This is a genomic window from Sphingobium sp. AntQ-1 (assembly GCF_028538045.1).
Taxonomy (GTDB): domain Bacteria; phylum Pseudomonadota; class Alphaproteobacteria; order Sphingomonadales; family Sphingomonadaceae; genus Sphingobium; species Sphingobium cupriresistens.
On the sequence record NZ_CP117160.1, the window covers coordinates 106,814 to 132,764 of the forward strand.

The 25,951-nt window shown below is 60.1% G+C and carries 23 protein-coding genes and 3 pseudogenes; 11 read left to right on the forward strand and 15 right to left on the reverse strand.

From position 1 onward, the window contains the following. Nucleotides 1-391 precede the first annotated feature (391 nt). Nucleotides 392-1,792, forward strand: coding sequence for an ISNCY family transposase (locus sphantq_RS22705; protein WP_443021562.1), 1,401 nt, complete (start codon nt 392-394; stop codon nt 1,790-1,792). 320 nt (nt 1,793-2,112) lie between these two features. Here sphantq_RS22705 and sphantq_RS22710 read toward each other — a convergent pair whose 3' ends face one another. Both sphantq_RS22710 and sphantq_RS22715 read right to left on the reverse strand, forming a co-directional pair. Next, nucleotides 2,113-4,239, reverse strand: coding sequence for a TonB-dependent receptor (locus tag sphantq_RS22710; RefSeq protein WP_272800584.1), 2,127 nt, complete (start codon nt 4,237-4,239; stop codon nt 2,113-2,115). Further along, on the reverse strand, nt 4,175-4,729 hold the full coding sequence (locus sphantq_RS22715; protein ID WP_272800585.1) for a phosphotransferase: 555 nt from the start codon (nt 4,727-4,729) through the stop codon (nt 4,175-4,177). Before sphantq_RS22715 ends, sphantq_RS22710 begins: the two co-directional genes overlap by 65 nt. Before the next feature lie 123 nt (nt 4,730-4,852). On the opposite strand from sphantq_RS22715, the gene sphantq_RS22720 reads away from it, so the two are divergent. Next, a complete protein-coding gene (locus sphantq_RS22720; RefSeq protein ID WP_272800586.1) occupies nt 4,853-5,512 on the forward strand; it encodes a TetR/AcrR family transcriptional regulator in 660 nt (219 codons plus the stop codon). A gap of 255 nt (nt 5,513-5,767) precedes the next feature. Here the strand turns inward: sphantq_RS22720 and sphantq_RS22725 are convergent, their stop codons facing one another. The 3 genes and pseudogenes from sphantq_RS22725 to sphantq_RS22735 all read right to left on the reverse strand — a co-directional run bounded on the left by sphantq_RS22725 (nt 5,768) and on the right by sphantq_RS22735 (nt 7,873). After that, the gene (locus sphantq_RS22725) at nt 5,768-6,001 is read right to left on the reverse strand and encodes a formate dehydrogenase subunit delta (RefSeq protein WP_272800587.1); all 234 of its coding nucleotides are present in this window, start codon (nt 5,999-6,001) and stop codon (nt 5,768-5,770) included. Between the two features lie 83 nt (nt 6,002-6,084). After that, nucleotides 6,085-7,701, reverse strand: a pseudogene (locus tag sphantq_RS22730) (recombinase family protein); the annotation flags it as partial. Then, complete coding sequence (locus sphantq_RS22735; RefSeq protein WP_272800588.1) at nt 7,688-7,873, reverse strand: hypothetical protein; 186 nt, start codon at nt 7,871-7,873, stop codon at nt 7,688-7,690. The gene sphantq_RS22735 and the pseudogene sphantq_RS22730, both read right to left, overlap by 14 nt. 312 nt (nt 7,874-8,185) lie before the next feature. Between sphantq_RS22735 and sphantq_RS22740 the strand changes: the two are divergent. Next, nucleotides 8,186-8,416 (forward strand): annotated as a pseudogene (locus tag sphantq_RS22740) (transposase domain-containing protein); the annotation flags it as partial. 289 nt (nt 8,417-8,705) lie between these two features. Here the strand turns inward: sphantq_RS22740 and sphantq_RS22745 are convergent. The 5 genes from sphantq_RS22745 to sphantq_RS22765 form a co-directional block, all read right to left on the reverse strand. Then, the gene (locus sphantq_RS22745) at nt 8,706-9,668 is read right to left on the reverse strand and encodes a PDR/VanB family oxidoreductase (RefSeq protein WP_272800589.1); all 963 of its coding nucleotides are present in this window, start codon (nt 9,666-9,668) and stop codon (nt 8,706-8,708) included. A gap of 4 nt (nt 9,669-9,672) precedes the next feature. Continuing rightward, a complete protein-coding gene (locus sphantq_RS22750) occupies nt 9,673-10,215 on the reverse strand; it encodes a hypothetical protein (protein WP_272800590.1) in 543 nt (180 codons plus the stop codon). A 3-nt stretch (nt 10,216-10,218) separates the two neighbouring features. Next, a complete protein-coding gene (locus sphantq_RS22755) occupies nt 10,219-10,923 on the reverse strand; it encodes a hypothetical protein (RefSeq protein ID WP_272800591.1) in 705 nt (234 codons plus the stop codon). A 229-nt stretch (nt 10,924-11,152) separates the two neighbouring features. Continuing rightward, nucleotides 11,153-12,145: a PhnD/SsuA/transferrin family substrate-binding protein gene (locus sphantq_RS22760; protein ID WP_272800592.1), complete on the reverse strand. Its 993-nt coding sequence runs from the start codon at nt 12,143-12,145 to the stop codon at nt 11,153-11,155. Between the two features lie 4 nt (nt 12,146-12,149). Further along, the gene (locus tag sphantq_RS22765; RefSeq protein ID WP_272800593.1) at nt 12,150-12,311 is read right to left on the reverse strand and encodes a hypothetical protein; all 162 of its coding nucleotides are present in this window, start codon (nt 12,309-12,311) and stop codon (nt 12,150-12,152) included. Between the two features lie 527 nt (nt 12,312-12,838). Between sphantq_RS22765 and nadC the strand changes: the two genes are divergently transcribed. Further along, nucleotides 12,839-13,705: a carboxylating nicotinate-nucleotide diphosphorylase gene (gene nadC, locus sphantq_RS22770; RefSeq protein ID WP_272800594.1), complete on the forward strand. Its 867-nt coding sequence runs from the start codon at nt 12,839-12,841 to the stop codon at nt 13,703-13,705. A gap of 84 nt (nt 13,706-13,789) precedes the next feature. On the opposite strand, the gene sphantq_RS22775 is transcribed toward nadC, so the two are convergent. After that, nucleotides 13,790-15,153 (reverse strand): IS3 family transposase gene (locus tag sphantq_RS22775; protein WP_272800595.1). Its coding sequence is split into 2 segments (ribosomal slippage): nt 13,790-14,803 and nt 14,806-15,153, totalling 1,362 coding nucleotides; the frame shifts between segments, so codons are not numbered across the junction. A 98-nt stretch (nt 15,154-15,251) separates the two neighbouring features. Between sphantq_RS22775 and sphantq_RS22780 the strand changes: the two genes are divergently transcribed. The 6 genes from sphantq_RS22780 to istB all read left to right on the forward strand — a co-directional run bounded on the left by sphantq_RS22780 (nt 15,252) and on the right by istB (nt 19,787). Further along, nucleotides 15,252-15,896, forward strand: a complete 645-nt coding sequence (locus sphantq_RS22780; RefSeq protein ID WP_272800596.1) for a hypothetical protein — start codon at nt 15,252-15,254, stop codon at nt 15,894-15,896. Then, a complete protein-coding gene (locus sphantq_RS22785) occupies nt 15,893-16,126 on the forward strand; it encodes a helix-turn-helix domain-containing protein (RefSeq protein WP_272800597.1) in 234 nt (77 codons plus the stop codon). The genes sphantq_RS22780 and sphantq_RS22785 overlap by 4 nt, the downstream gene beginning before the upstream one ends. A 327-nt stretch (nt 16,127-16,453) precedes the next feature. Beyond that, complete coding sequence (locus tag sphantq_RS22790) at nt 16,454-16,987, forward strand: helix-turn-helix domain-containing protein (RefSeq protein WP_272800598.1); 534 nt, start codon at nt 16,454-16,456, stop codon at nt 16,985-16,987. Then, entirely contained in the window at nt 16,984-17,274 is a 291-nt protein-coding gene (locus sphantq_RS24465; RefSeq protein WP_443021586.1) for a hypothetical protein, read from the forward strand. Before sphantq_RS22790 ends, sphantq_RS24465 begins: the two co-directional genes overlap by 4 nt. Before the next feature lie 235 nt (nt 17,275-17,509). After that, entirely contained in the window at nt 17,510-19,036 is a 1,527-nt protein-coding gene (gene istA, locus sphantq_RS22800; protein WP_272800599.1) for an IS21 family transposase, read from the forward strand. Between the two features lie 10 nt (nt 19,037-19,046). Then, entirely contained in the window at nt 19,047-19,787 is a 741-nt protein-coding gene (gene istB / locus sphantq_RS22805; RefSeq protein ID WP_272800600.1) for an IS21-like element helper ATPase IstB, read from the forward strand. 122 nt (nt 19,788-19,909) lie between these two features. Here istB and sphantq_RS22810 read toward each other — a convergent pair. The 4 genes and pseudogenes from sphantq_RS22810 to sphantq_RS22830 form a co-directional block, all read right to left on the reverse strand. Next, nucleotides 19,910-20,646, reverse strand: a pseudogene (locus sphantq_RS22810) (ISNCY family transposase); the annotation flags it as partial. Between the two features lie 268 nt (nt 20,647-20,914). After that, nucleotides 20,915-22,333, reverse strand: a complete 1,419-nt coding sequence (locus tag sphantq_RS22820) for an ISNCY family transposase (RefSeq protein ID WP_272799142.1) — start codon at nt 22,331-22,333, stop codon at nt 20,915-20,917. A gap of 283 nt (nt 22,334-22,616) precedes the next feature. Then, nucleotides 22,617-24,017, reverse strand: coding sequence for an ISNCY family transposase (locus tag sphantq_RS22825; RefSeq protein WP_443021562.1), 1,401 nt, complete (start codon nt 24,015-24,017; stop codon nt 22,617-22,619). Between the two features lie 180 nt (nt 24,018-24,197). Then, nucleotides 24,198-24,764 carry a hypothetical protein gene (locus tag sphantq_RS22830; protein ID WP_272800601.1) on the reverse strand — a complete coding sequence of 189 codons (567 nt, stop codon included), beginning with the start codon at nt 24,762-24,764 and terminating at the stop codon, nt 24,198-24,200. A 264-nt stretch (nt 24,765-25,028) separates the two neighbouring features. Here sphantq_RS22830 and sphantq_RS22835 point away from each other — a divergent pair, with 264 nt between their 5' ends. Continuing rightward, nucleotides 25,029-25,787, forward strand: coding sequence for an autoinducer binding domain-containing protein (locus tag sphantq_RS22835; RefSeq protein ID WP_272800602.1), 759 nt, complete (start codon nt 25,029-25,031; stop codon nt 25,785-25,787). The last annotated feature ends 164 nt before the right edge of the window (nt 25,788-25,951 follow it).

Consider the following 25,951-nt stretch of genomic DNA (forward strand, 5'->3'; position numbering starts at 1 on the left):
TCTCGCTGAGTAGCAAAGTATCCAGCCGCGCATGGCCGATGAACATCATCGTGAAATCCGGTCTGTTCGATCACTGGCGCGCCGAGACTACGTGGGTTGTCCTTGTGCGACCGCCATTCAGGGCCTCCAGAGTGATGGATGTCTGATTCATCAGGATGCTCAACGAATTTGTTCTCCGGCCTGAGTAGTAAGATGATAGCGCCGCTTAACTGGTCGTCGATGAGCGCTGGATTAGACATAATGCTTATTATCGATTAAAGGATCTGTAAGCGCTAGATAGAAATGTCACCCCTCCGCTAGTTAGAGATGTCACTCTCGACGTCACCACGCGGCTCATCGGTGGCATGGTCATCTCCTGATTCAGGAGTTGGCGCTTATGATGGTGATTGGCATGAGCCACGGCGAGCTTTCCCGTTACGATACGCTGCTGCGGGTCGAGCGCGGCGAACTGCGTGTTGAGGATGCGTCAGCGCTATTGGGCCTTTGCCGAAGGCAGATATTTCGGCTGCTGTCACGATTACATGCAGCTGGTCCCGAAGGATTGGTCTCGTGTAAGCGTGGCCGGCCAAGCAACCGACGGTATGATGACAATTTCCGCGAGCGCGTCGTCGCGATCGTGCGCGAGCATTATCATGATTTCGGGCCAACCCTGGCCCGCGAGTATCTGGCGGAGCGGCACGATATCCACCTAGCCTCCGAGACGCTACGCCAATTCATGATAAAAGCGGGGCTCTGGAAAGATCGCGATGCCCGTCGCCCTCGCCCGTATCAACCGCGTTATCGGCGGGACTGTCGGGGTGAACTGATCCAGATCGACGGCTCGAAGCATTGGTGGTTTGAGGATCGCGGGCCGCAATGCACCCTGCTCGTCTATATCGATGACGCGACCAGCGAGCTGATGCATCTCAAGATGGTCGAGAGCGAGAGCACCTTCGCCTATATGGAAGCGACGCGCGAGTATATCGAACAGCACGGCAAGCCTGTGGCCTTCTATTCCGACAAACACACTGTCTTCCGCAATCCGAGGCCCACAGCCAATGGCGATGGCATGACCCATTTCGGGCGGGCGCTGGATGCGTTGAACATCGAGATCATCTGCGCCAACTCGCCGCAGGCCAAGGGCCGGGTCGAACGGGCCAACGCCACCTTGCAGGATCGCCTGGTCAAAGCGATGCGCCTGGAAGGCATTTCATCGATCGAGGACGCCAACGCCTTTCTCGACAGCTATATGGCCCGGCACAACGAGCGGTTCGCCCGCCCCGCCTTCGATGCTCGCGATCTGCACCGCCCCCTCGCCCTGCATGACGATCTGCGTTCGATCATGGTCTGGCGTGAGCAGCGGACGGTGACGGCGGCACTGACGCTGCATTACAACAAAGCGATGTTCATTCTGGAGCCGAACGATGTCAGCCAAAAACTGGCGCGCAAGCGGGTCACGGTCTGCGAATATCCCGACGGCCGACTGGAGATCGAGCATGAGGGCCATGTGCTGCCTTATCGCCAGTTCGACAAGATGCGGCAGGTCAATCAACCTGCGATTGTAGAGAACAAGCATCTGGACGCAGCCTTGCTGCTGGCCAGACAAATGCAGGCGATGATGCCGCATCACCGCAAGCGCAACAACGACGCCCCTGCCCGCCGTGACCAGCCTATGCATATTTTCCCCGAACCAGACCCGCCACCAAAGATCGATCGGCGCACACTGGGTGGCTCGAAGCTCAAGCGTGGTCCCCGGCTCAGTGATGAGGCGTTGCGCGAACGCGGCACGCTCGCCTTCGTACAGAGGACATGACCGTGCCCACTGCTAACGCAGTGGGTCCATGGGTCTACTACCCCCAGGTCAGCGCATCAGCAGGGGCTGCGCTGCGCTGTGTCGATGGCTCCACGCAGCCCCTGCTGTACTCACAGGTGGGACATTTCTATATGGCACAGATAGTGACTTCTCTATTTAGCGAGAACAGGATCGTCGATTAGGTGATTTTGGGTCGAAGTGCTCGCTTTGACGCATGCGGTAAACGGCTATCGGCAGTTTCATTGGGGTCACCGCAACGGCGACGCAGCCCGAGCAACCCCCGGGCCGCGTAATACTTCTCAGCACATCGCGCATTAGCGTCAGAACTTCACCTCCAGCGCCACGCCATAGGTGCGCGGCGTACCATATTGCTGAAGGATCGCCTGCGGCTCCTGAAGCACCTGCGCCAGATATTTGGTGTCGGTCAGGTTCTCGCCATACACCCCTACGGTCAGGTGCCCGTCCGGTGTCGTCCAGTTCACCCGAGCCGCCATCAGCCCATAGCCCTTCTGCTCTGTCTGGTGGCCCGCGTCAAAGTAGAAGTGCGAGGTGCGGTAATAGCTCGCCGTCGCTAGGAAGCGGCCGCCGCCCAGATCGGTTTCGTAGGTAATCGCCGCGTTGCCGGTCCAGTCGGGCGCGCGCGTCATCTGAAAATTGCGGGCGTCCACGCTGGCGGTGCGGATCGGATCGCCGGGAAAGCCGGTGCCGAGATAGGTGGGTGCATCGGAGAAATCCTGATAGCGCGCATGGGTATAGGCCCCCCCCAGTTCGATGCGCAGCGGTTCGGCGACTTTTACGGACAGCTGGAAGTCGCCGCCATAGATCCGCGCCTTGGCCGCATTGACCAGGATCGATGCCGTGTTGGTGAAGCGGTTCACCTGCAGGTTCTTGAAATTATACATGAACGCCGACGTCTCGAACCGCACGCCCGGGCGCGACATCTTGAAACCGACCTCGAACGCGTTGATCTGTTCCGGCTCGACGGCGTCCTTGCTGAAGCCGGTAGCATTGAACACGCCCGACTTGTTGCCGCGGCTGGCCGAGGCATAGATGCTGGTATTCTGGTCGATAGCGTAGCGCAGCACGGCGCGTGGGGTGAAGGCGCGGAACGTCCGGGTGGCACCATCATAGGGCGCCGGGGGGAATGCGGCGAATCTGTCGCGCAGCTTGTCGATACTGTACCGTGCACCCAATGTGAGATAAATCTTGTCATTGAAATTGTAGGTGCCGTCGAGGAAAGCGGCATAGGAGACGGCATAGTTGGTCGCATCGAACACGTTGAGCGGCGCTGCGCCGTTAAACGTCGCCAGATAGCTCGGGTAGCGTGACTTGTCGTTATAGTAGAACAGGCCCGCGACATATTGCAGCGGGGAGCTGCCGTTGGACGCGACGTTCAGTTCCTGGGAAAAGGTCTTTTCCTCCGGCGGGAACACGCCGTGGAACAGGGTCAGGTCCGTCGCGTCATAATCCTGCGAGATCAGCACCTTCTCGTCGCGATAACCTGTGTAGGACGTGACGGTGGCGCCTTCCAGCTCCAGCCGGGAGCGGAGGGTGATTCCGTCAGCGTTGACCCGGAAGGCGAGCGGCGCGTTCAGATTCACGATGCCCCGCTCCTGCGGGATGACGACCGGCAGCGGCGTGCCCGGCAGCAGCGCCTCCACGACCGCAGGATCGTTGGCAAGAGAGTAACCACGATAGGCGCTGTAAGTCGCCGACGAGTTGTCATTGATGCTCGTGTGCTCATAGGTCAGCAGGAATGACAGCGTGTAGGTGGGCTTGAACAGAAGCTTGGCGCGCGCGTTCCAGTTGTCGGCGGTGTCGGCGTTCCGGCCAGTGAACAGATTATACTGGAACCCGTCGCTACGGCGGTGCTGGACCGAAAAGCCGACCGCCAGCGTGTCCGTGATGCCGGTGGACGCCACAGCCGACGTGCGGATCTCGTTAAAGCGGCCATAGCTGAGCTTGACGTCGAGTGACGGGATAAAGGTCGGCTCCAGCGTCGTGACCAATATCGCTCCGCCCGTGGCATTCTTTCCGAACAGCGTGCCCTGCGGTCCTTTCAGCACCTGGATGGACTCCACATCCGCGATGTCGAAATTGTTGGATAGCTGGCTCGGCCGATAAAAGCCGTCAACATAGGTCGCCACCGATGCATTGAGGCCGGCGCCCGCGACGGAACTGCCGACGCCGCGCAACGTCGGTTGGGAGAAACCGCCCGAAAGGTCGAGGCGCAGACCCGGCACGACCTGACCGAGCTGCTGCGTGGCGGCGACGCCGGCGCCCGATAGCTGATTGCTGGTGACCGCCGTGATCGCGATCGGGACATCCGTCAATCGCTCCGTGCGCCGCTGGGCGGTAACGACAATGTCGTCGAGTGAGGAATTACCCTGATCGGCGGCTTGTCCGGCGGATTGCGCAGTCTGCGCATGCGCGTTGCCGATGGCCATCAACGACGCCGACACGCATAAAATCGCTCTGAAACCCTTCATCATCCACTTTCGGTAGGGCGATGCGGTCGAGCGGATAAGCATGAAGCTTCGCCAGCTCCTCCACATATTGCCTATAGATCGTGAAGCGCCGGTCGGCATCCTCCAGCGCGGTGAGTTCGGTCTCGCCGGGCAGGAATTCCATCAGAATCCAGCCAAGGTCGCGGTTCTGCCCGTAATAGCGCGGCAGCTTCACCGGAACGTCCTGCAACGCCGCGAGGAAGTCCGCCTCCCGCGCCAGGAACGCGCGCGAACCGCTATGATCCATCTCGGTATAGCCGGGATTGCGGTAGCCGCGCAGCAGCACCTTCTTCACCCCGCCTACGCCCAGGTCCATGTCGAGCGTCCAGTGCGGCCGCCACCTGTTCTGCCGCTCCCGCGCGACGACCCGCCCGCCCATCTGCGCCTCTGCCCAGACAATGGCTTCCTCGTCACGGCGGTGGTCCAGCATCAGATCATCCTTTCCTCCGCGCTCTCGCTCCTGACGGGAGGGCTGCGGTTTTAATGCACTTGCATGAAATTTCTAATGCAGCTGCATTGTCGAGTCAATCGCTGGCCGCTATGAGGAAGAGGCATGACGATAGACGCCCCCCTCCTCAAGGCCCCACCCCCCACCCCCGCAGCGCCGGAGCGGGAGGGCAAGCGCGCGCATATCAAGGCGGTGGCGGTGGCGCTGTTTGCCGAAGGCGGGCTGAACGCGGTCGGCACGCGGGAGATCATGGCGGCGGCGGGCTATCGCAACACGACGCTGGTCAACTATTATTTCGGATCCAAATCCGGGCTGATCGACGAATTGATCGATGACGCGGTCACCGCGCTCAGCCAGCACCGTCTGGCGGCGCTCGCGGCTATGAAGGCGACAGGCGAACCGAGCGTGCGCAGCCTGGTCGAGCTGCTGGCCACGCCCGCGCCACCACCTGCTCTCCCTACCGACGCTGCACGCAGCCATACCCGCTTCGTGGCCATGCTGATGATCCACCACAGCAACAGCCTGCTCCCGTCCGGCCTGTTCCGGAAGGATGCGGGCACGGCCTCCTGCATTCGTGAACTGCGGCGGCGACTGCCGCGCAAAAAAGGGCTGAACGACCGGATTAACATCATGCTGCTCATGCTGGTCGCCGCGCTGGTCAACGACGAGGTTCAGAGTGGGAGCGAGCGGCGCGGCGGGGCGCTGCATGTTCGGGACAAGCAATCGGTCATCGAGGCCGCCCTGGCGATCTTGGGAGCGGAATAAAGCACGTTTCCCGATCTCACTGGAGAGGGCTTTCGGCCGCCGGCCGTATCGATTGATCTCCTGACCCTATGCAGCTTGTGCATTTGACCGCGGCCGCCGCAGTGTCGGAGATTGGGAACGCGACAACCTGACCTTCAGGAAAGAGTTCAGGCGGCGGTGAGGATTATTTGACGGACGGCGTCATGTGGCGACGATCGTGAACACATCACCGATCTGACCGAAATGTGTACCGCGGCGACAATCGCAGCCTGCCGGTCAAGCGCGGGTTCGGCGTACGGCCTCCGCCGCGATCGGTGACAGCGTATCAGGCCTTTCAGCCGCCAGTTCCACAATCCGCCGCCGCATTTGTGGGTCCCAAAATCGGGCGATATGGTCAACAGTCGCGGCCACAGCCTCGTCCCGCCCCTTCGTTTCAAGGTTCCGCGCGATTTGGTTCGCCATGTAGATGAGCCGGTCGCCAGTCAACATCACAGCATTCTCATCGGTCATATCCACCCCTATTCCCCCACAGCCATTGGCGCGACACGGCGGCTCTGGCGGGCCTGTTCCGCATAGTCCTGCTGCCAGTCGCTACGCAGCTGAGAGTGTTGACCACCTTTCCAGTGGATCGTCAAAATGACTTCACGTTGCTCTTCGTCAACATCGGCAACGATATCAGTCACGAGAGTGCGCAGGAGTTGCTGGCGACACCGCGTATCGACGTTTGGTGCGCTCCAAGCAGCCTCCAAGTCAGTGGCAATGCCAGCGAAATCGGGGATTGGGATGCCCGCGTCGATTTGTCTTGCCTGCGTCAAAGCAGCTTCACAGGTTTCCACGCGCCTAAGCGCGGATTCCCAACTCTTCTCAAGTTGAGCAGCGATCAGGCGGTTGTCAGGGTCGCAAGCGGCATAGCGGCGTTCAGCAAGAGATGCCTCGTATCGCGCTTGCTGCAAGTCCAGCTCCATCATGCGATGTCGCTCTTCCAGATTATCCCGATGCACCCGGTCAGCTTCCATTGCGGCCTCGATTGCCATTGGCGTTACGGCGCTCAGTATTTCTTTGCCAATAGTAGGGTCGATCCGAGACGCGCCAAAAGTCATGCATCGGGGTTTGGCCAGCATTTGGTTGATACTTTTGCATTGATAATAGGGATGGCTTGGCCGCCCCCTATAGGAAACAGACAATCGCCTTCCACATCGGCCACAGGTGAGCAGACCAGCAAGCAAAGCCTGGCCGCCACGACCCGATTTGATGCCGCCTTTCTTTGCAAAGGTATTGACGGCAATAAGGCTCTGGTTCCTCTCAAACTCGGCCCAATCAATGTAGCCTTCATGATGCTCCTGGAGCAGCACTTCCCACGTTCCAAATGGCTTGCCGTGGCCGTAGCTTTTGCGAGCCCTGCCATCGACAATCTCTGTCCGCTTCTCACTTTTGCCATAGGCGTACGCCCCAGCGTAGAACGGGTTCTTCAGGATCGAAATGACGCTCCGATAGCGAAGCGGCACCCAATCGAAGGACACTCTTTTGCGCCCGTCAGAAGGACGGAGGAAATGGAAATTGTCCTCGGTGAGCGAAATCAGCACCTGGCGGGCGCTACCAAGCTCGCGGAAGCGCGAAAAGATAAAGCGGATAGCCTCCTGCACCCGAAGATCAGGATCAAACCCCAGACCATAATCGCGGTGCCAGATATAGCCGATCGGAACACTGAGGCGCAGTTCCCCCCGTCGTGCTTTGGCGCGCGCCGCGTCGAGCATGCGCGTTCGCAAAATGCCGAGCTCAAACTCGCTGATGCTGCCCTTCATGCCCAACAACAAGCGATCATTCGGTCGACAAGGATCATACACGCCATCGAGATCGATCACGCGCGCTTCCACCAGGCCGCACAGTTCCAGAAGGTGATGCCAGTCTCGACCATTACGGGAAAAGCGCGATGCGTCCAGGCACAGCACCGCACCAACCATACCTGTGCACAGGCCGCTCACCAGTCGTTCGAAACCAGGGCGGTCGGCAGCGCCACTGGCGGTACGGCCGAGGTCATCGTCGATCACTTCGACATCACGGAACCCCCAGCGGCGCGCAACATCGACAAGTTCATATTGACGCCGCTGGCTCTCCAGGTTGTTCTGGACCTGGCCCGGGGTGGACTGCCGAACGTAGACGACAGCTTTGCGATTAAGCACCGTGGCCGGAATGAGATTATTGCCCGTCATCGCTCGGCTCCTTCGCCGCGACGCCGGCCGCCGCCATCAGGAGGGTCGCCAACCTGGCGACGACCGTGCTGCGTTCCGCGTCGGTCAGGCCCCGAATCTGCGGCATATCGAGCGGCATGCTCAACTGACGGGCCAGCATCGGTAACGTCGAGGGTGGTGGTAATGCCTTCACAGGGCGCCTCCTGGATGGGGGTGAGACCATCCGACGAAGTCTGCCTGAAACCGCGATCGGTAAGCAGTCTATGAAGCTCCACGAGGCCAGTCACCGCAATCCGCGGTTCGCCCATCGCCATACCAGCGCAAAACGCCCTATCCAGCATCCACTCCGAAACCTGAATGATCTCGCCCGGCCTGATCTCTACCCGGACAATCGCACCACTGGCCCGATCCTCGCGGCCTTCATACCGAAAACGGCCGCCGTAATATGGATGCCAACGGTAATGAAACTTTACCATCTGCCCGACATGGGCAGAATGAACATGTGATAGCGATCGGCCGCAAGAACTGGATCTTTGCCGGATCGAAGGCTGGCGGCGAACGGGCTGCCGCCATCTATTCCGTCATCGAAACCGCCAAGCTCAACGGCATCGAACCGCAGGCCTACATCGCCGATGTCATCGAAAAGATCGCTGGCAACTGGCCCGCTACTCGTTGGAATGAGCTCATGCCCTGGAACTGGCATCCAAGCCAGCAAGACGTCGCCCAAGCCGCTTAACTGTGGTGCTCAGGCCACGCTTACTGCTTTGCCGGCTGGAGCTGTCGTTCACCCAAGCACCTGGAGCGACATGAGCTGGCCGGCGGGGGGGACGGGGCATAGCTGTCTGTCGGGCGCCAAGTCTGGAACACCTGTAAGTGAAGGCCAGACGAGCGGATACAAGGGGGGCGTCGTTTGATGATTGACGCGTTCCCGCCGATCGGCGAACCACCGACGCTGCTACGCAAGCTCGCGCCGCTTCGGACATAGGCCGGTCTATCGAATGTCCGGCCTGAACAACTAACCCTGCTTATAACTCGATAGTCAATGTCTCGGATAGAGCACGGGACACACATAATGCCACGCGCTTCCCGGATTTTTTATTATACTCGCTCAGGAAATGATCGCGATTGTCGGGCACGCCGTCCAGGACCTTGACGACGCAAGTACCACATGTGCCTTGTTCGCAGGAACTCGGGACCGGCACCCCGGCAGCCCGCAGAACTTCGAGCGCGGTCTTATCAGCCGGAACCGGCAGTTCCCGCCCGCTCGTTGCGAGGCGCAACAAAAATGGGCGGGACTCCCCTTGTTGGGCGAGTGCGTCGGCCGGAGGAGTGAAAAATTCCTTATGCAAGCGTTCCGCCGGCCAGGATTTCCTGGCTGCGACGTCGCTGACCATCGACATGAAGCCATCCGGCCCGCAAAAATATAAGCCCGCCTCAGCAGGCCTGTTGTCGAGCAATTCTTCTACGTCCGTGAGAGTAGTGGCGCGATCGCGGGTTAGATGCAGTGAGAAGCTTGCAGCGAAATTTCCCGATGTCATTTCATCGAGAAATACGGCTCGCTCCCTGCTTCGCACAAAATAATGCAGCTCGAATCCCCTGCCCGCCCTGCTCAACTCGGCGGCCATCGCGTAAATCGGGGTTATACCGATTCCGCCGGCAAGCAGCAAAATCGGAGCCTCGTCGCCATCGAGTTCAAAATGATTGCGGGGTGCGCTGATCTGCAATGTGTCCCCCAGATTGACTGCATCGCACATGGCGACCGAGCCTCCGCGCGACTTCGCGTCGCGCTGGACCGCTATCGTCAATCGGCTGACGTCTTCGGTGGAGCCGCATAAGGAATATTGCCGCGTCAGTCCGGCCGCGATTTCCACGTCTACATGCGCACCCGCGCTCCACTGCGAAAAATCCTGTTCGTCTTGGCGGCAAAAAGTGAACAGCATGGTGTCGATCGCAGCCTGGATCTTCCGCTCAACCACAACGGAGGTCATCGCGCTATTCACCTGCCGCACTCTCGGCCCAGCGTAGATCAGCCAGATCGACGGGCGGTAGAACTATGTCGCACGACTTGCAGCGCCTGCCGTCTTCATCGGCATTGAACGCCTCTATCGCAGTGGCATAAGCGCTCGACGGCAGTTCCGATCCTGTCCTCCAGACCTGCTGATGCACCGGTGAACCGCAGGAGTCGCAATACCACAAAAGGCCCTCGACACCCGCTTCACGAGCCTTGTAGCGATAATATAGCCCGGCCTCGCCGAGCATGATCCGGTGCGGCGTCCATGCCGGAACGTAGACGTGATCGCTTGGCCTCATATCGAACCAGTTGACGGATGAGTCACGGAAATTGACCTTTGCCGATCCCGACAACAGAACGATCACAGTGTCTTTTTCACAGACCAGATAATATGGCTGGTCCCGGTCCAGCAGACTGACATGAACCTGCGGGTCGATATTCTCCAGAAGTATCGGTACCTCTTCATGTGGACGAATTCTGCTACTCAAACTAGCAAGATCGTTAAAGGGTGCTCGTTCGATCACGGTTCAACCTTTCCTATCGGTAGCAAATGCGGCCTTCAGGAGTGCGGCAGCCTGCAAAGACGCGCGACTTTGCTCCAGATATCGCGGCCAGCCCCATTGTTCGAGCGGAAACGGGCCATTCAGATATCCGCACTCCTTACACTCGAAGTCGCCACTCTCATTATAGCCCAGGCCGAGCCGCGCGGTTTCGATAGGCGTCGCCAGCGGCTCGACTGCGCCGGTCTGCTCCACCAGCTCTTTTTCGGCGGCGGAAATTTCTGCCGTATAGCTATGCTTGTAGATAGGCTCCTGGCACTGTTCACAAACAACCGTCAGATACTCGGCCTGTGGTTCAGGCTTTTCCCACTGCCGTTGCGTCACTACCAAGAAGTTGAACTGGTTTTCGTCATTGTCGTCCTGAAGAGCGACATTGACGAAGTGGGTCCGTGCGCCGGCCATGATTTGCCCAGATTTTGCGTTGCCGCCCTGCGCGGCAAAGCACGTATACACTTCGTCGACGTCGTTATAATGCTGAAACATTCGCCACTGATGGCCCGGCCCGCCCACATTCACCACCGAGCAGGGAACGATGGCGCCCGGATGCAGATAGGGAAACATCGGGACCAGCGTGGCGTTAACCACTCGCCCAAATTCGAGCGCGTTAACGCGAAGCGGGGCGACGGCGGCATTTGCCTTTCCAAGTGAAATTGGCGTTGTATCTTCAGACATGGTCCATCTCCATCTCGACTATTTTATATAAACACAAACATCGCCGGAGCTGTCACCGGGCGAGTACGTCAATTTCAACTCTACCCCAGATAACCGGTCGCCTGCTCAAAAGCATTTGACGCCGATACGAGTTATCGAGCGATACGGAAAATCCGTTCCTACCGCCAATGACCCTTCGTTGAACAACATATAGTCGCCTGGCTGACATGTTGTCAACGATCGCCGTCCATCATATCCGAAACGCGCTGAACGTTTCGGGTGCGAAAAGCTCCTCAAGCTTGAGCTGGCGTGGGGAAAGACCTTGCTCGTGATGATAACGCGTGAATGTTTCGATGACGTTGCGATTGGCATCGACGCCATAGGGCCACCATTGTTGCCCCAATGTTGCAATGGTGTCCTCGACCGCCGCGATTTGCCACGGCAACATTGTCTTGAGCGAGGCGGATATCATCAGATCCTCATAGGCTTCACGCTGTGCCAAGCTAAACGCCTTGAACAGCGCCTGTGCGATCCAGCGGTTCTGTTCGTAGACCTCCCTGCGAATTGCAATGACGTGCATGATCGGGAAGATGCCCGTTTTCGAAAAATACGCCTTTTCCACCTCGACGAAATTCGGGAACAGCCGCCGCACCTTGTCAGGTTCGGAGTAAAAGGTTGAGGGTGCCCGGGCGGTGTAGAGGGCGTCAATCTCCCCATCAGCAAGCATCCGGGACAGTGTCTGCTCCGGCCCGATCGCTTCCAGGCGGAAGCGTTCAGGCAGGTCAAGCTTCAGCTTTTCCTCACGCCCAGGCTCCTCTTCACCGCCGGTGCGATAGACGACCGAGGCCGGATCGATGCCATATTCGTCCTGAAGAATGCCCCGTATCCACACTGGTGCGGTCATTTGATATTCCGGGACGCCGATGCGTTTGCCAACCAGATCGGCGGGCTCACGAATGCCGCTTTTTTCCGACACAAAGATGCAGGAGTGACGAAAGAAGCGCGACGGGAAGACCGGGATCGCGATGAATGGCGGGTTATCGCGACCGAGCGTTACGCAATAAGAAGAGAGCGACAGTTCTGCGACGTCGAACTCCTGGTTACGCAACATGCGAAAGAAAGTCTCTTCGACATCCATCGGCATGAAATTGAGGTCGATGCCATCCGGGCGTACCGTGCCATTAGCCAGGGCTTCGGTGCGGTCATACCGCCAACACGCGAGGGAAAGCTTCAGTCGGCTCATTATGTCATTGCTCCGTATAGATGTTCGGTTGATGGACCCAGCCGCTATCCAGCACGGGTCGATGAATGCCGAAGGTCGGATCGGCCAGATGATCCGCAATCGCGGCGCGCACGATGCGCGGTGCCGTAAGCGCATGATAAACGCCGCCAGCATCGAAAATCGACATATCAGCAGGCATTGGCAGGGCTCCGCGCGCTCATCGCGGCATAAGATGAAATCCAGATATTCACGGCGTACCGGCGAATATCTGCTCCCCCGCCCCGACCCAGAGGATATCGAGCCGCCATGAAGCGGCTCTCGCAGTGGCCGTAAACGCCATGCGCCATGCTCGCGGAATCTCGCCTTCCCAAAAAATCGGAGCCGAAAGGCAACATCGCCGCACTGACCCGCGTTCGCGCTGTCAGTAGGCCACGGCCTCTCGCTGACGGATCGACCGACAACGCGGCGGGGGACTTCGAACTGATGCTGCACCTCGTTAAAGACCATGTCCCGCAGCCCTGCGGAACGGCGACTTGAATTTGAATATGTATCGATATGGAAGTATTGTCAAGATGCCCTGAGCGGCGCAATCTGGCGGGAATTCGTGCGACCTTTAGGGGAAATGGGCTTGATCAAAATCATCGCCTCGGAGCCAGATTGCGGCTATCGGGCGAAGGATGTCGAGCAAGTCCAAGTAAAGAAAGTTGGAGCCTGATGATCAGTTGCGACCGTGCGGGGCTAGATGAGCGCGCCCTTGCATTATTTATCGAAAATGTGCTTGCCGAGGATCTTGGTACGCATGGCGATGTGACCAGCAGCGCCACCATCGACGGCGAAGCACGCCTGACCGCCGTGCTCGCGCCCCGGCATGATATCGTTGTTGCGGGACTGCCTTTAGCCGAGGCGTTTTTTAAGAAGCTCGACCAGGATGTTCGGATCGACTGCCTCGTGTCGGATGGAGCGCATGTTGCTGCGGGGCAGCCATTGTTGCGCCTTGACGGATTGGCTTTGCCTATGCTCGCGGCGGAACGCTCCGCGCTTAATACTCTCCAGCATCTAAGCGGCATCGCGACCATGACCCGCGAATATGTGGACAGGATCGCCGGCACGGGCTGTACGCTGCTCGATACGCGCAAGACCGTCCCCGGCTTGCGTGTCATCGAAAAATATGCGGCGCGCATGGGCGGTGCCCGCAATCATCGCATGCGGCTCGACGACGGCGTTTTGATCAAGGACAATCATATCGCCGTAACCGGCAGCATCGCTGCTTCCGTGACGCGGGCGAAATCAGCCATCAGCCATCTGCCGGTGCAAGTTGAAGTGGATCATCTTGATCAAATCGAGCCGGCGCTCGCCGCCGGGGCGGATAGCCTGTTATGCGACAACATGGCTCCGGCGATGCTGCGCAAGGCCGTGGCAATCGTGGCCGGGAGGGTTCCCATAGAGGCTTCCGGAGGCGTTCGGCTGGACACTATTCGCGAAATCGCGGAAACCGGGGTCACCTATGTGTCGGTGGGGCGGATCACCCAGAGCGCCCCAGCTGCCGATATTGGATTAGACTACCATCATCCAACGGCCTGACTTGCAGCATTGTCCGTCGTCAGAACATTTGGCACAGATCGCGGCGTAGATTAGCGGAGTGCGGGCCTCGTCTGGGGTTTGATGTTAGGCGGCGGTCTTGCGGTGCTGCAAGCGCCGATATTCGATGGTCTGTCGCTTGATCCTTTCGCGCTGTTTGATGATGGTCGGCGCCCTGCCGAAGTAGGCATCGGCGGGTGTCACGTTGGCCAGGCTCTCGTGGTAGCGCTGGTGGTTGTAGTGCTCGACGAAGGTCTCGATCTGGGCCTCAAGGTCGCCGGGCAGGAAGTAGTTTTCCAGCAGGATGCGGTTCTTCAAGGTCTGGTGCCAGCGCTCGATCTTGCCTTGGGTCTGCGGATGGCACGGGGCGCCGCGTACATGGCTCATCTTGTTGGCCTCGATGTATTCGGCCAGCTCGCCGGCGATGTAACTGGGGCCGTTGTCGCTGAGCAGCCGGGGCTTGTGCAGCACCGTGGCGCTGCCGCAGCCGGAAGCCGCCAGGGCGAGGTCCAGCGTGTCGGTGACGTCCTCAGCGCGCATGTTGGTGCACAGCTTCCAGGCGATGATGTAGCGCGAGAAGTCGTCGAGCACGGTCGACAGATACATCCAGCCCCAGCCGATGATCTTGAAGTAGGTGAAGTCGGTCTGCCACATCTCGTTCGGTCGGGTAGTCCTGGTGTGGAACGCATCGGCAGCCTTGATTACGACGAAGGCCGGGCTGGTGATCAGATCATGAGCTTTGAGCAGGCGGTAAACCGTGGCTTCCGATACGAAGTAGCGCTTTTCATCTGTGAAGCGCACGGCCAGTTCGCGGGGGCTGAGGTCGGTCGCCTCCAGCGCCATCTCGACGATCTGCTCCTGGATGTCCTCGCCGATGCGGTTCCACACGCGGCTCGGCGCCGATGGCCGATCCTCCAGCGCTTCCGGCCCGCCCTCGAGGTAGCGATCATACCAGCGGTAGAACGTCCGGCGAGGGATGCCGAGCTGGTCCAGCGTGCGCTTGGCGGGCAGGTGCGCCTGCTCGACGATCCTGATGATCTCGAGCTTCTCGGATGCGGGATACCTCATTCTTCGTCGCCCCCATCCGCGGTCATGCTTTTTTTGAGCAACCGGTTTTCCAGCGTCAGGTCGGCCACGCATTCCTTCAGGGCACGGGCTTCGCGGCGCAGGTCCTGCACTTCACCGGTGGTCGCGGCACGGGCGGTGTCGCCCGCCAGGCGGCGCTTGCCCGCTTCCATGAACTCCTTCGACCAGGTGTAATACAGGCTTTGGGCAATGCCCTCCTTGCGGCACAGTTCAGCGATGCTGTCGTCGCCGCGCAGACCTTCGAGCACGATGCGGATCTTGTCCTCGGCCGAGAAGTGGCGCCGCGTCTGCCGCCGGATGTCCTTCACCACCTGCTCCGCAGGGGCCTTCGCCGACGATTTTGAATAGGAGGATTTGGGCTTCATCTGCGTTCCTTCGTCACTACGACGAAGCCCAAATCCTCCTTAAATCACAACCTCAAATCTGTGCCATTGGCGCTGACGGCGGACAGGCTGACACTTGGTTGCCGCGGGTGATCCTTGCCGTCTGTCTGGCGCTCGGGAGCATTGCTTTTTGGAGTGGTCTGTCGCGCGGGCAGCCAGTTCTCGGTTCTCTTACAATAGCTCTCCTGGGCGGGACGTTTGTTGCGCGCGTCATCAACTGGCTTGTGGGCCGCTTCCTGATCGGGCCGATGCGGAAGGTCTGCTATACAAGCGTAGCCCATCGGTTGCGGTCCCGGGCCATATTTCATTCTGTCATGGATTGGCATGGCTGGGTTCAAGATACTCCCGGGATCGCGGCACTGGTGCAACGCGACCAATTGTTTTTGTGCGATCATTCCACCGGCTATGACGAACTGCTTTTGTCGAGCTGGCAGATCGCTGCGGCGAAGGTCGAGCGCGAGATTGTCCAGCGCAGGATTCCTCTATCGAGGGGACGCCTAAGACCGGCCACAGAGCGCGGGCGCTTCCGGAGCGGGCTTTTTGGTAGCCGAAGCCGGTCTGCGTCGCGGGTCGAAGAGAACGCCTTCCTCGAAATTCTTTATTTCAGGCAGCACGACAAGCCGGTGCGCTCCACCCGCATCCCGTTTGGTGCGGCGCACGAGCAAGCGGAGGGTTGGATGGCTGCGCTCGAGCTGTCCAAGCGCTATGTCGGAAGCGTTCAATGACCGCGACCGCGATGGGTTTCCATGAGACAAGGGAGGCGGAGGTCCTTGCGCGACATGTGCGTGAGCGCCGCAAGGGCCTTGGCATGACCCAGGAGCAGCTTGGGCACCTTACTGGTCTCGACCCTACTTATATTTGCGGCATCGAAGCGGCCGAGGCCAATCCAACCCTAATGGTCATCTGTCGTCTGGGCAGAATTCTCGGCCTTCCGGCATCGGATTTGCTCAGATGAGCGGGCCGGGCAGGGACGCGGGAAAGTGGTCGCGGTGGCTGGTGTCGGTCGACCCTTATTGCCCAACGAGTGATTGGGACAGCCCTACGCAGCCGCCGATAAAAGAGGCGCCTGGCGTGGTCAGGATCCTTGTGATCGTTGGCGGGTCGGCTCTGCTGTGGTGGACGCTGTTCAGACTGGCATTTGCGCTGGCCGCTTTGTTCTCGACGGGTAACGGCACAGGATTGGCCGAAGCCGACGGCCGGGCAGGGAACGTCTTGCGCTCAGACCAGGCTTTGCCGGCCGTTTCGACGGCCGCTTCCGTGGTCGCGTGGATGGGAGGCTAGCGTGATAACCTCCGCTCGAGGTCTCGGTCATTTGCTTGACGCAGAGGCCACGGTCTCTTTCGCGACCGTTGCCGACCTTTTGCGGCTGGCCACGCGCTGCCGCTCGAGAAAATTGATCGTGGATTGGTGCGAAGCGCTGGCCGACGAACTGGATTGGTTCGAAGAGAATGCACCCACGCAAAACATCTGCGCAAGGATGAGCCTTCAGCACAATCTCAACCTGCGTCGGCCCGCAGCAAGTCTTCTCCAAAAGCTCGCAAGTGCGCCTGATTGTCTGCACAGGCGAGAAGATTTAGTCGACGCTATCGATACGACGCCTGGGGCTCTCAAGGTGTACGTGTGGGAGATACGTAATAGCTTCGAGGCAGCGGGGCTCGACGATCCACTTGAGACAGTTTGGGGCGAGGGGTATATTCTCACCGCCGTGGGGGCCGCCTCTGTAAAGCGCGCATCGCGAAGAATTCTTAAGGCGGACCAAGCCAACAGCGTCGGTAATTCTTCCAAGACAGCCTTGTTGCAGGCGGTTGAGACATGATGCCGGCTACCCGCGAGCGGCCGACTGACTGCGGTCGTATCCAGGATAAACAGCGCCTTGTTGTAGTGCAGCGTCAGCGCCGCGGTCACCGTCCGCTGCTCGCGCCAGACCATCTCGGCGCGAAGATCGTCGTGCAGGGCGAGGGGACGGTGCAGGTCGCGCGGATCGAACGGCGGCTTGGCGAAGCGCTCGTTGTGGCGTGCCATATGCCCCGGCAGGAACGCGTTGGCCTCGGCGATCGTCGAGATTTCCTCGAGCCGCATCGCCTTGACCAGGCGGTCCTGTAACGTCCCATTCGCCCGCTCGGCCCGGCCCTTTGCGGATTCCGGGGTGATCGCGCGCACCATTCCGATTTGATGGCGCGCAGCAATCCGACATGATCGCGCGCAGGGTTCCGAGCATTACCCGCGCAGCATTCCGAGATGATCGCGCGCAGTTTGGGATGACGTGAGGCCTGATCGTTGGGACCAGTTCCCTGGCTGAGCAGCCAGGAGGATTGGAATGCCGACGAGGAGGGTTGTGATGCGCCACGTGCGCGAGATCTTGAGACTGAGCCTGGATGCGAGGCTCTCGACGCGTTCGGCCGCCGAGCTCGTGGGCACCAGCGCGACGACGGTGCGCGATACGGTGAAGCGGTTCCGGCAGTCAGGGCTTTCCTGGCCATTGCCGGCCGAGATCAGCGATACGGATCTGGAGGAGCGCCTCTATGGTGTGTGCGGGATCAAGCCGGGGCGGCGCAGGCTGGCCGAGCCGGATTGGTCGGTGGTGGCCCGCGAGCTGAAGCGCAAGCACGTGACGCTGCAGGTGCTCTGGGAGGAGTACAACGCGCAAGCTCCGGACGGGTATCGCTACAGCCGCTTTTGCGATCTGTTTCGCCGCTGGGAAGGACGCTTGCCGCTGGTGATGCGCCAGAGCCATGCTGGCGGCGAGCGGCTGTTTCTCGACTATGCCGGCGACACGGTGCCCGTCGTGATCAACCGGCGGACTGGCGAGGTGCGCGGCGCCCACATCTTCGTCGCCGTGATGGGCGGCTCCAGTTTGTCGTTCGCGCTGGCGACGTGGACCGAGCAGTTTTCCGACTGGGTCGAGGGCAACAATGCCGCTCTCGCTTTCTTCGGCGGCGTGCCGCAGCTGCTCGTACCTGACAATGCGAAAGTGGCGGTGATCAAGGCCTGCCACTTTGATCCTCAGATCAACCGCAGCTACACCGATATGGCGCGTCATTACGGCACGGCAGTGCTGCCGGCGCGGCCGCGCAAGCCGCGCGACAAGGCCAAGGTCGAAGCCTGCGTCGGGATCGTCGAGCGCTGGCTGCTGGGCAGGTTGCGCAACCAGATCTTCTACAGCCTTGCTGAGGTCAACGCCGCGATCGCCGAGTGCATGGCCGATCTCAACGACCGGCGAGTGCTGCGCCAGTTTGCCAAAACGCGTCGCCAGCTGTTCGAGGAGGTCGATGCTCCAAACCTGAAGCCGCTGCCGGCAGAGCCTTGGGTGCATGCTGAATGGCGCCGCTGCCGCGTCGGGCTCGATTATCATATCGCGATCGAGCGGCATCACTACTCGGTGCCGCATCGTTTCGCCCGCCGCGAGGTCGAAGCCCGGCTTACCGCTCGCACGGTGGAGATCTTCCTGAGAGGCGAGCGCATCGCTGTGCACATGCGCGGCAGCGGCAACGGCCGGCACACCACTATCCCCGAGCACATGCCCTCCAGCCATCGCCGCTATGGCGAGTGGACGCCGGCAAAGATCCGCAAGGAGGCGGAGCGGATCGGACCGATGCTCTCCCTGCTGGTCGAGAAGGTCATCGAGGCGCGGCCCCACCCTGAGCAGGGCTACCGCTCGTGCCTTGGCATCATCGGGCTCGAAAAGCGCTTCGGCACCCAGCGCCTCGAGGCAGCGGCGCTACGTGCCCTGGAGATCCAGGCGCGCAACTACCCCTCGATCAAGTCGATCCTCGAGAAGGGCCTTGATCAGGTGCCTGTCCCTCAATCCCCCGAGCAAGAGCCGATCATCCACTCCAACATCCGTGGCTCGAGCTATTACAACTGAAGGAGCATCAATGCTGAAGCACCCCACACTCGACCTGCTAGGCCAGCTCGGCCTGGACGGCATGGCAAAGGCCTTTGCCGACCTGGCAGCCAACGACGAGACCACCAGCCTCAGCCACGCCGAATGGCTGGCATTGCTCCTCGACCACGAGGCGACCTACCGAAACGATCGGCGACTGGCCTTGCGCCTGCGACACGCCAAACTGCGCCACCGTGCCGTCCCTGAGGACATCGATCATCGGGCTCCTCGTGGTCTTGACCGCCGGCTGCTCGACATGCTGCTCAAAGGTGACTGGATCGCCCGTCACGAAAACTGCGCCATCATCGGGCCAACCGGCATCGGCAAAAGCTGGCTCGCGTGCGCGATCGGTCACAAGGCTTGCCGCGACAATCGCTCGGTCCTCTACACCCGCCTGCCGCGGCTCATCGATGAGCTGACGGTAGCCAAAGGCGATGGACGTATTACCGCTCGGATGAAGAGCCTCGCCAGGGTCGAACTGCTCATCCTGGACGACTGGGGCCTGCAGCCGCTCGATGGCAACGCCCGGCACCATCTGCTCGAGATCCTGGAAGATCGCTACGGTCAACGCTCCACGCTCGTCACCAGTCAGCTCCCGGTGGCCCGCTGGCATCAGACGATCAACGATCCGACCTATGCCGACGCGATCCTCGACCGCCTCGTCCACAACGCTCACCGCCTCGAGCTCGAAGGCGAATCCATGCGCCGGCCCGCAACGCCAACTGCAGCTTGACCACATCACCGACATAGGTGACATCGACAGCCAACGATCAGCCGCTTCAACTGCGCGCGATCAGATCGGAACGCTGCGCGGCATCAGATTGGAATGCCTGCGCGCGATCGTCGGAATCTGCAGCCCTTGGCCTGCGGCGAGTGGGCGCAGATGATCTCGATGTTGAGCGCCTCGAGCGCGCGGCCGAAGTGCGTCATGCCATCGCCCTTGGCCGAGGCGGTGTTGTTGCGGAACACCGAGTGCTTGTCCGAGTAGAACGCGACCGGCTTACCATGCTGCTCGATGTACGCGCGCGTCGCCTCCATGTAGGCGAAGGTGTTCTCGCTCTCGACCATCCTCAGATGCATGAGCTCGCTGGTCGCATCGTCGATGAAGACGAGAAGTGTGCACTGCGGGCCGCAGTCCTCAAACCACCAGTGCTTCGAGCCATCGATCTGGATCAGCTCACCGCGACAATCCCGCCGGTAGCGAGGCTGATACGGCCGCGGCCGACGCGCGTCGCGATCCTTCCATAAACCAGCCTGGATCATCAGCTGGCGAAGCATCTCGCACGCGACTGTGACGCCATGGCGCTCGATCAGGTACTCACGCGCCAGGGTCGGACCGAAATCATGATAGCGATCGCGATGATCCGCTCGCGCAAGGCGTTGCTGTGCCGCCAGTTGCTTGGCCGGCCACGCTTGCGCGATACAACACCCGAGGCGCCTTCGGATCGCAATCGCTCCAGCAAGCGAAATACCTGGCGCCGCTTCAATCCGAGCAGCGCGGCGGCGTCCTCGACCCGAAGCTCGCCGCGCTCAATGCGCATCAACGTATCAAACCGCGATAGCTCGCCGTGGCTCATCGCCACCATCGTCATACTCTGGTCCTCCCGTGGGAAGACCATGAACACCGCCCAAGCTCAAGTGAGACATCTCTACTTTGCGCGACTGTGACATTTGAACGTTGCTGCTACAAAATTTGTTCCTGCCATGTAGAGAAGTCACAATCTCTGCCATTTAGAAATGTCACAGGGTAGGGACAGCAGGGGCTGCGTGGAGCCATCGAAACAGCGCAGCGCAGCCCCTGCTGATGCGCTGACATTTAAGTGGTGCGCTGTGGACCCGCTGCGTCAGCAGTGGGCCCGGTCATATCCTCTGCAGGAAGCTGAGCGTGCCGCGTTCGCGCAACGCCTCATCACTGAGCCTGGGACCACGCTTGAGCTTTGAGCCACCCAGTTTGCGGCGGTCGATCTTTGGTGGCGGGTCTGGCTCGGGAAACAGATGCATTGGTTGGTCACGGCGGGCAGGGGCATCGTTGTTGCGTTTACGATGATGCGGCATGATCGCCTGCATCTGCTTCGCCAACATCAGCGCCGCGTCCAGATGTTTGTTCCCGACAATGGCTGGCTGATTGACCTGCCGCATCTTGTCGAACTGGCGATAGGGCAGGACATGGCCTTCATGCTCGATCTCCAGTCGACCGTCGGGATACTCGCACACCGTCACCCGCTGACGCGCCAGCTTTTTGCTGGCATCGTTCGGCTCCAGGATGAACATCGCCTTGTTGTAGTGCAGCATCAGCGCCGCCGTCACCGTTCGCTGTTCTTGCCAGACCATGATCGAACGCAGATCATCATGCAGTGCGAGCGGCCGGTGCAGATCGCGGGCATCGAAAGCGGGCCGGGCGAACCGCGCATTGTGCCTAGTCATATAGCTGTCGAGGAAGGCGTTCGCCTCTTCGATCGATGAGATGCCCTCCAGGCGCATCGCCTTAACCAGTCGGTCCTGTAATGTGGCGTTGGCCCGTTCGACCCGGCCCTTGGCCTGCGGTGAGTTGGCGCAGATGATCTCAATGTTCAGCGCATCCAGCGCCCGGCCAAAATGCGTCATGCCGTCGCCCCGCGCCGCGCTGGCCTTGGCGTTACGGAAAACACTATGCTTGTCGGAATAGAAGGCCACCGGCTTGCCATGCCGTTCGATATACGCGCGGGTCGCCTCCATATAGGCGAAGGTGCTCTCGCTCTCGACCATCCCGAGGTGCATCAACTCGCTGGTCGCGTCGTCAATATAGACGAGAAGCGTGCATTGCGGGCCGCGGTCTTCAAACCACCAATGCTTCGAGCCGTCGATCTGGATCAGTTCACCCCGGCAATCCCGCCGATAACGTGGCTGATAAGGGCGAGGGCGACGAGCATCGCGATCTTTCCACAAACCAGCCTGAATCATCAACTGACGCAGTGTCTCGCAAGCGACCGTAATGCCATGGCGCTCAATCAGATACTTTCGCGCCAAAGTCGGGCCAAAGTCATGATAATGCTCACGAACGAGTCCAACAATCTGCTCGCGACGGGCTTCGCTGTGCCTCCGATTACTCGGCTGGCCACGCTTACACGAGATCAGGCCTTCGGGGCCTTGCGCATCTAGTCGAGCCAGTAGACGGCTAATCTGCCGTCGGGACACCCTAAGAAGTGCTGCCGCATCCTGAACCCGCAGTTCGCGTCGCCGCACTCGAAGCAGCGTATCGTATCGTGAAAGCTCGCCATGGCTCATCGCAACCACCGTCATAAGCGCATCCTCCGATCCAGAGGATGACCATGCCACCGAGATCCGCGAACGCCCATCAAGATGGGACATCTCTATCTAGCGGAGTGGGACATTTCTATTTAGCGCTTACACACTGTGTTCTCGCTAAATAGAGAAGTCACTATCTGTGCCATATAGAAATGTCCCACCTGTGAGTACAGCAGGGGCTGCGTGGAGCCATCGACACAGCGCAGCGCAGCCCCTGCTGATGCGCTGACCTGGGGGTAGTAGACCCATGGACCCACTGCGTTAGCAGTGGGCACGGTCATGTCCTCTGTACGAAGGCGAGCGTGCCGCGTTCGCGCAACGCCTCATCACTGAGCCGGGGACCACGCTTGAGCTTCGAGCCACCCAGTGTGCGCCGATCGATCTTTGGTGGCGGGTCTGGTTCGGGGAAAATATGCATAGGCTGGTCACGGCGGGCAGGGGCGTCGTTGTTGCGCTTGCGGTGATGCGGCATCATCGCCTGCATTTGTCTGGCCAGCAGCAAGGCTGCGTCCAGATGCTTGTTCTCTACAATCGCAGGTTGATTGACCTGCCGCATCTTGTCGAACTGGCGATAAGGCAGCACATGGCCCTCATGCTCGATCTCCAGTCGGCCGTCGGGATATTCGCAGACCGTGACCCGCTTGCGCGCCAGTTTTTGGCTGACATCGTTCGGCTCCAGAATGAACATCGCTTTGTTGTAATGCAGCGTCAGTGCCGCCGTCACCGTCCGCTGCTCACGCCAGACCATGATCGAACGCAGATCGTCATGCAGGGCGAGGGGGCGGTGCAGATCGCGAGCATCGAAGGCGGGGCGGGCGAACCGCTCGTTGTGCCGGGCCATATAGCTGTCGAGAAAGGCGTTGGCGTCCTCGATCGATGAAATGCCTTCCAGGCGCATCGCTTTGACCAGGCGATCCTGCAAGGTGGCGTTGGCCCGTTCGACCCGGCCCTTGGCCTGCGGCGAGTTGGCGCAGATGATCTCGATGTTCAACGCATCCAGCGCCCGCCCGAAATGGGTCATGCCATCGCCATTGGCTGTGGGCCTCGGATTGCGGAAGACAGTGTGTTTGTCGGAATAGAAGGCCACAGGCTTGCCGTGCTGTTCGATATACTCGCGCGTCGCTTCCATATAGGCGAAGGTGCTCTCGCTCTCGACCATCTTGAGATGCATCAGCTCGCTGGTCGCGTCATCGATATAGACGAGCAGGGTGCATTGCGGCCCGCGATCCTCAAACCACCAATGCTTCGAGCCGTCGATCTGGATCAGTTCACCCCGACAGTCCCGCCGATAACGCGGTTGATACGGGCGAGGGCGACGGGCATCGCGATCTTTCCAGAGCCCCGCTTTTATCATGAATTGGCGTAGCGTCTCGGAGGCTAGGTGGATATCGTGCCGCTCCGCCAGATACTCGCGGGCCAGGGTTGGCCCGAAATCATGATAATGCTCGCGCACGATCGCGACGACGCGCTCGCGGAAATTGTCATCATACCGTCGGTTGCTTGGCCGGCCACGCTTACACGAGACCAATCCTTCGGGACCAGCTGCATGTAATCGTGACAGCAGCCGAAATATCTGCCTTCGGCAAAGGCCCAATAGCGCTGACGCATCCTCAACACGCAGTTCGCCGCGCTCGACCCGCAGCAGCGTATCGTAACGGGAAAGCTCGCCGTGGCTCATGCCAATCACCATCATAAGCGCCAACTCCTGAATCAGGAGATGACCATGCCACCGATGAGCCGCGTGGTGACGTCGAGAGTGACATCTCTAACTAGCGGAGGGGTGACATTTCTATCTAGCGCTTACACACTGTAAGTCCGATAATATTAGTTATGTTAAATTTAGCCAATTTCGGGGCGATCAGAACGCGAGTTCTGCCTGTCTCGAAACGGCCCTCGGCTGCTCTTGTCTGCCGCCGATCAAGCCGCGCGCGCTACCAGCCAAGATATAGACGGCCTGGCGTTGCGCACCGCGATTATGATGATCGACACAATAGCCCTGATAGTGCCGCTTGAGCAAGCCAGCGCGCACAAGCTCCGACACCGCCCGGCTCACATTCGTCTTGCCCGAAGCCCGTACCTGCTCACGGATGGCGTCTTCGACCATAGCCGTGGCCTGACCCCCATCGATCGGCAACGCGCCGGACATTGCCAGCTCGCTGCGTATCCGCTCTTCCAGGGCCACGCGCCGAGGGTCGCGCTGCCCCATCGGCGTCAGTGCGTCACAAAGCCAGTCACGCAAAGGGACGAGGCCGCCGCCCTTGGCTACCAGCGGCCCGGCGCTGCCGTCGGAACGGGAAACTTGGGCAATCAGGTTGAGCACCATAAAGGCGTATCGCGGCCGAGACGACGACCGCGCAAGCATCTCCAACAAGGACGGCATATCCAGTTGCGGGCGGCCGTCGCCGATGATCGGAGCATGCAACATAACAGGTCTGAATCAAGCACATATAGGGGGTTAAGTGAATCCCCCTTCGCCGCCGATTTCATCATTTTGTCGGCTGTGACACTTTGCCTGGAGGTAAAGTGTCACGCGCGCCCTTTCATCATGACACTGGGCAACGCCCTATAGGGACGACACGTGCATTTGCTGCGGGGAGCTGCCTGCTGGAGGCAGCCGGTCTTGTTTTTCAATGGCTTCGCCGAACGGTGACTGGACGAAACCACAATCGAAATGCGACTCGTTCGCACTATGAGCAGTCTCGAAGATGCTGGCCGCTTAGGCGATATCACCGCGTTCGAAGCCGAATGCCGGCGGACGACGACGCTCGATCAGCTCAAGTCCTTGCTCGATGCGATCGTGCGCCAGTTCGGATTCCGCTGGTTCGCATTGGTGCACAATGTCGATTTGAAGCGGACCACCCGCAAAGCCCTGCTGATAACCACCTATCCGGTGCGCTGGATCGAGGAAATCATGGAGTCACGTCTCTATCTCGAGGATCCGGTTCACGCCGCCTCCGTCAAAACCGTCTCCGGTCTCGCCTGGGATCAGATCGGCGATTATATCTCGCCCAATGCTCGCCAGCTTTCGATCCTTGAACGGGGTCGCGCACATGGACTGGGATCTGGGTTCACCATGCCGATCAGAATGCGCGACGAGCCCGACGCGATGTTCACCGTGGCGCGTCAAGGCGACGCGAATATTTCAAACCCGGACCTTCTCTCCGCCCGATTGATTGGCACGGTTGCGTTCGACCAGGCTCGAACCCTTCTCGGTCCCGATGAACTGGCAAACGTACCGATAGCGCTCAGCCCGCGCCAGATCGACTGCATTGATCTGGTGGCACAGGGCAAGAGCGACTGGGAGATCGGACAGATTCTGGGTCTGAGCCGCGACACTGTCCATGAATATGTCGAATGTGCGCGCCGGCGGTATGGCGTGCGTCGCCGGACCCAGCTCGTGCTTCGCGCTGTCCGAGACGGACATCTCAACATCGACGCGCTCGTCTAGCAGCGTCGCCCCACACAATAGCGAATAGGCGCTTCAGGTCTATCCGACTTGAGGCTCGAGGGATGGCTAGCGATCGACGCTGGCCCTGCATTCCTGCCGTCTTGCACGACCTTGCACGTCCGCTCCCCCCTTGTGGGGGGATTGCCCGAAATTGCCGCACCGGG

Excerpts from the sequence above, each read along its gene's own strand:
- sphantq_RS22705 (WP_443021562.1), top strand. The coding sequence starts at position 392 with ATGAGCCACGGCGAGCTTTCCCGTTACGATACGCTGCTGCGGGTCGAG.
- sphantq_RS22710 (WP_272800584.1), bottom strand. The coding sequence starts at position 4,239 with ATGGCCATCGGCAACGCGCATGCGCAGACTGCGCAATCCGCCGGACAA.
- sphantq_RS22715 (WP_272800585.1), bottom strand. The coding sequence starts at position 4,729 with ATGCTGGACCACCGCCGTGACGAGGAAGCCATTGTCTGGGCAGAGGCG.
- sphantq_RS22720 (WP_272800586.1), top strand. The coding sequence starts at position 4,853 with ATGACGATAGACGCCCCCCTCCTCAAGGCCCCACCCCCCACCCCCGCA.
- sphantq_RS22725 (WP_272800587.1), bottom strand. The coding sequence starts at position 6,001 with ATGACCGATGAGAATGCTGTGATGTTGACTGGCGACCGGCTCATCTAC.
- sphantq_RS22745 (WP_272800589.1), bottom strand. The coding sequence starts at position 9,668 with ATGACCTCCGTTGTGGTTGAGCGGAAGATCCAGGCTGCGATCGACACC.
- sphantq_RS22755 (WP_272800591.1), bottom strand. The coding sequence starts at position 10,923 with ATGTCTGAAGATACAACGCCAATTTCACTTGGAAAGGCAAATGCCGCC.
- sphantq_RS22760 (WP_272800592.1), bottom strand. The coding sequence starts at position 12,145 with ATGAGCCGACTGAAGCTTTCCCTCGCGTGTTGGCGGTATGACCGCACC.
- sphantq_RS22765 (WP_272800593.1), bottom strand. The coding sequence starts at position 12,311 with ATGTCGATTTTCGATGCTGGCGGCGTTTATCATGCGCTTACGGCACCG.
- nadC (WP_272800594.1), top strand. The coding sequence starts at position 12,839 with ATGATCAGTTGCGACCGTGCGGGGCTAGATGAGCGCGCCCTTGCATTA.
- sphantq_RS22785 (WP_272800597.1), top strand. The coding sequence starts at position 15,893 with ATGACCGCGACCGCGATGGGTTTCCATGAGACAAGGGAGGCGGAGGTC.
- sphantq_RS24465 (WP_443021586.1), top strand. The coding sequence starts at position 16,984 with ATGATGCCGGCTACCCGCGAGCGGCCGACTGACTGCGGTCGTATCCAG.
- istA (WP_272800599.1), top strand. The coding sequence starts at position 17,510 with ATGCGCCACGTGCGCGAGATCTTGAGACTGAGCCTGGATGCGAGGCTC.
- istB (WP_272800600.1), top strand. The coding sequence starts at position 19,047 with ATGCTGAAGCACCCCACACTCGACCTGCTAGGCCAGCTCGGCCTGGAC.
- sphantq_RS22820 (WP_272799142.1), bottom strand. The coding sequence starts at position 22,333 with ATGACGGTGGTTGCGATGAGCCATGGCGAGCTTTCACGATACGATACG.
- sphantq_RS22825 (WP_443021562.1), bottom strand. The coding sequence starts at position 24,017 with ATGAGCCACGGCGAGCTTTCCCGTTACGATACGCTGCTGCGGGTCGAG.
- sphantq_RS22830 (WP_272800601.1), bottom strand. The coding sequence starts at position 24,764 with ATGTTGCATGCTCCGATCATCGGCGACGGCCGCCCGCAACTGGATATG.
- sphantq_RS22835 (WP_272800602.1), top strand. The coding sequence starts at position 25,029 with ATGAGCAGTCTCGAAGATGCTGGCCGCTTAGGCGATATCACCGCGTTC.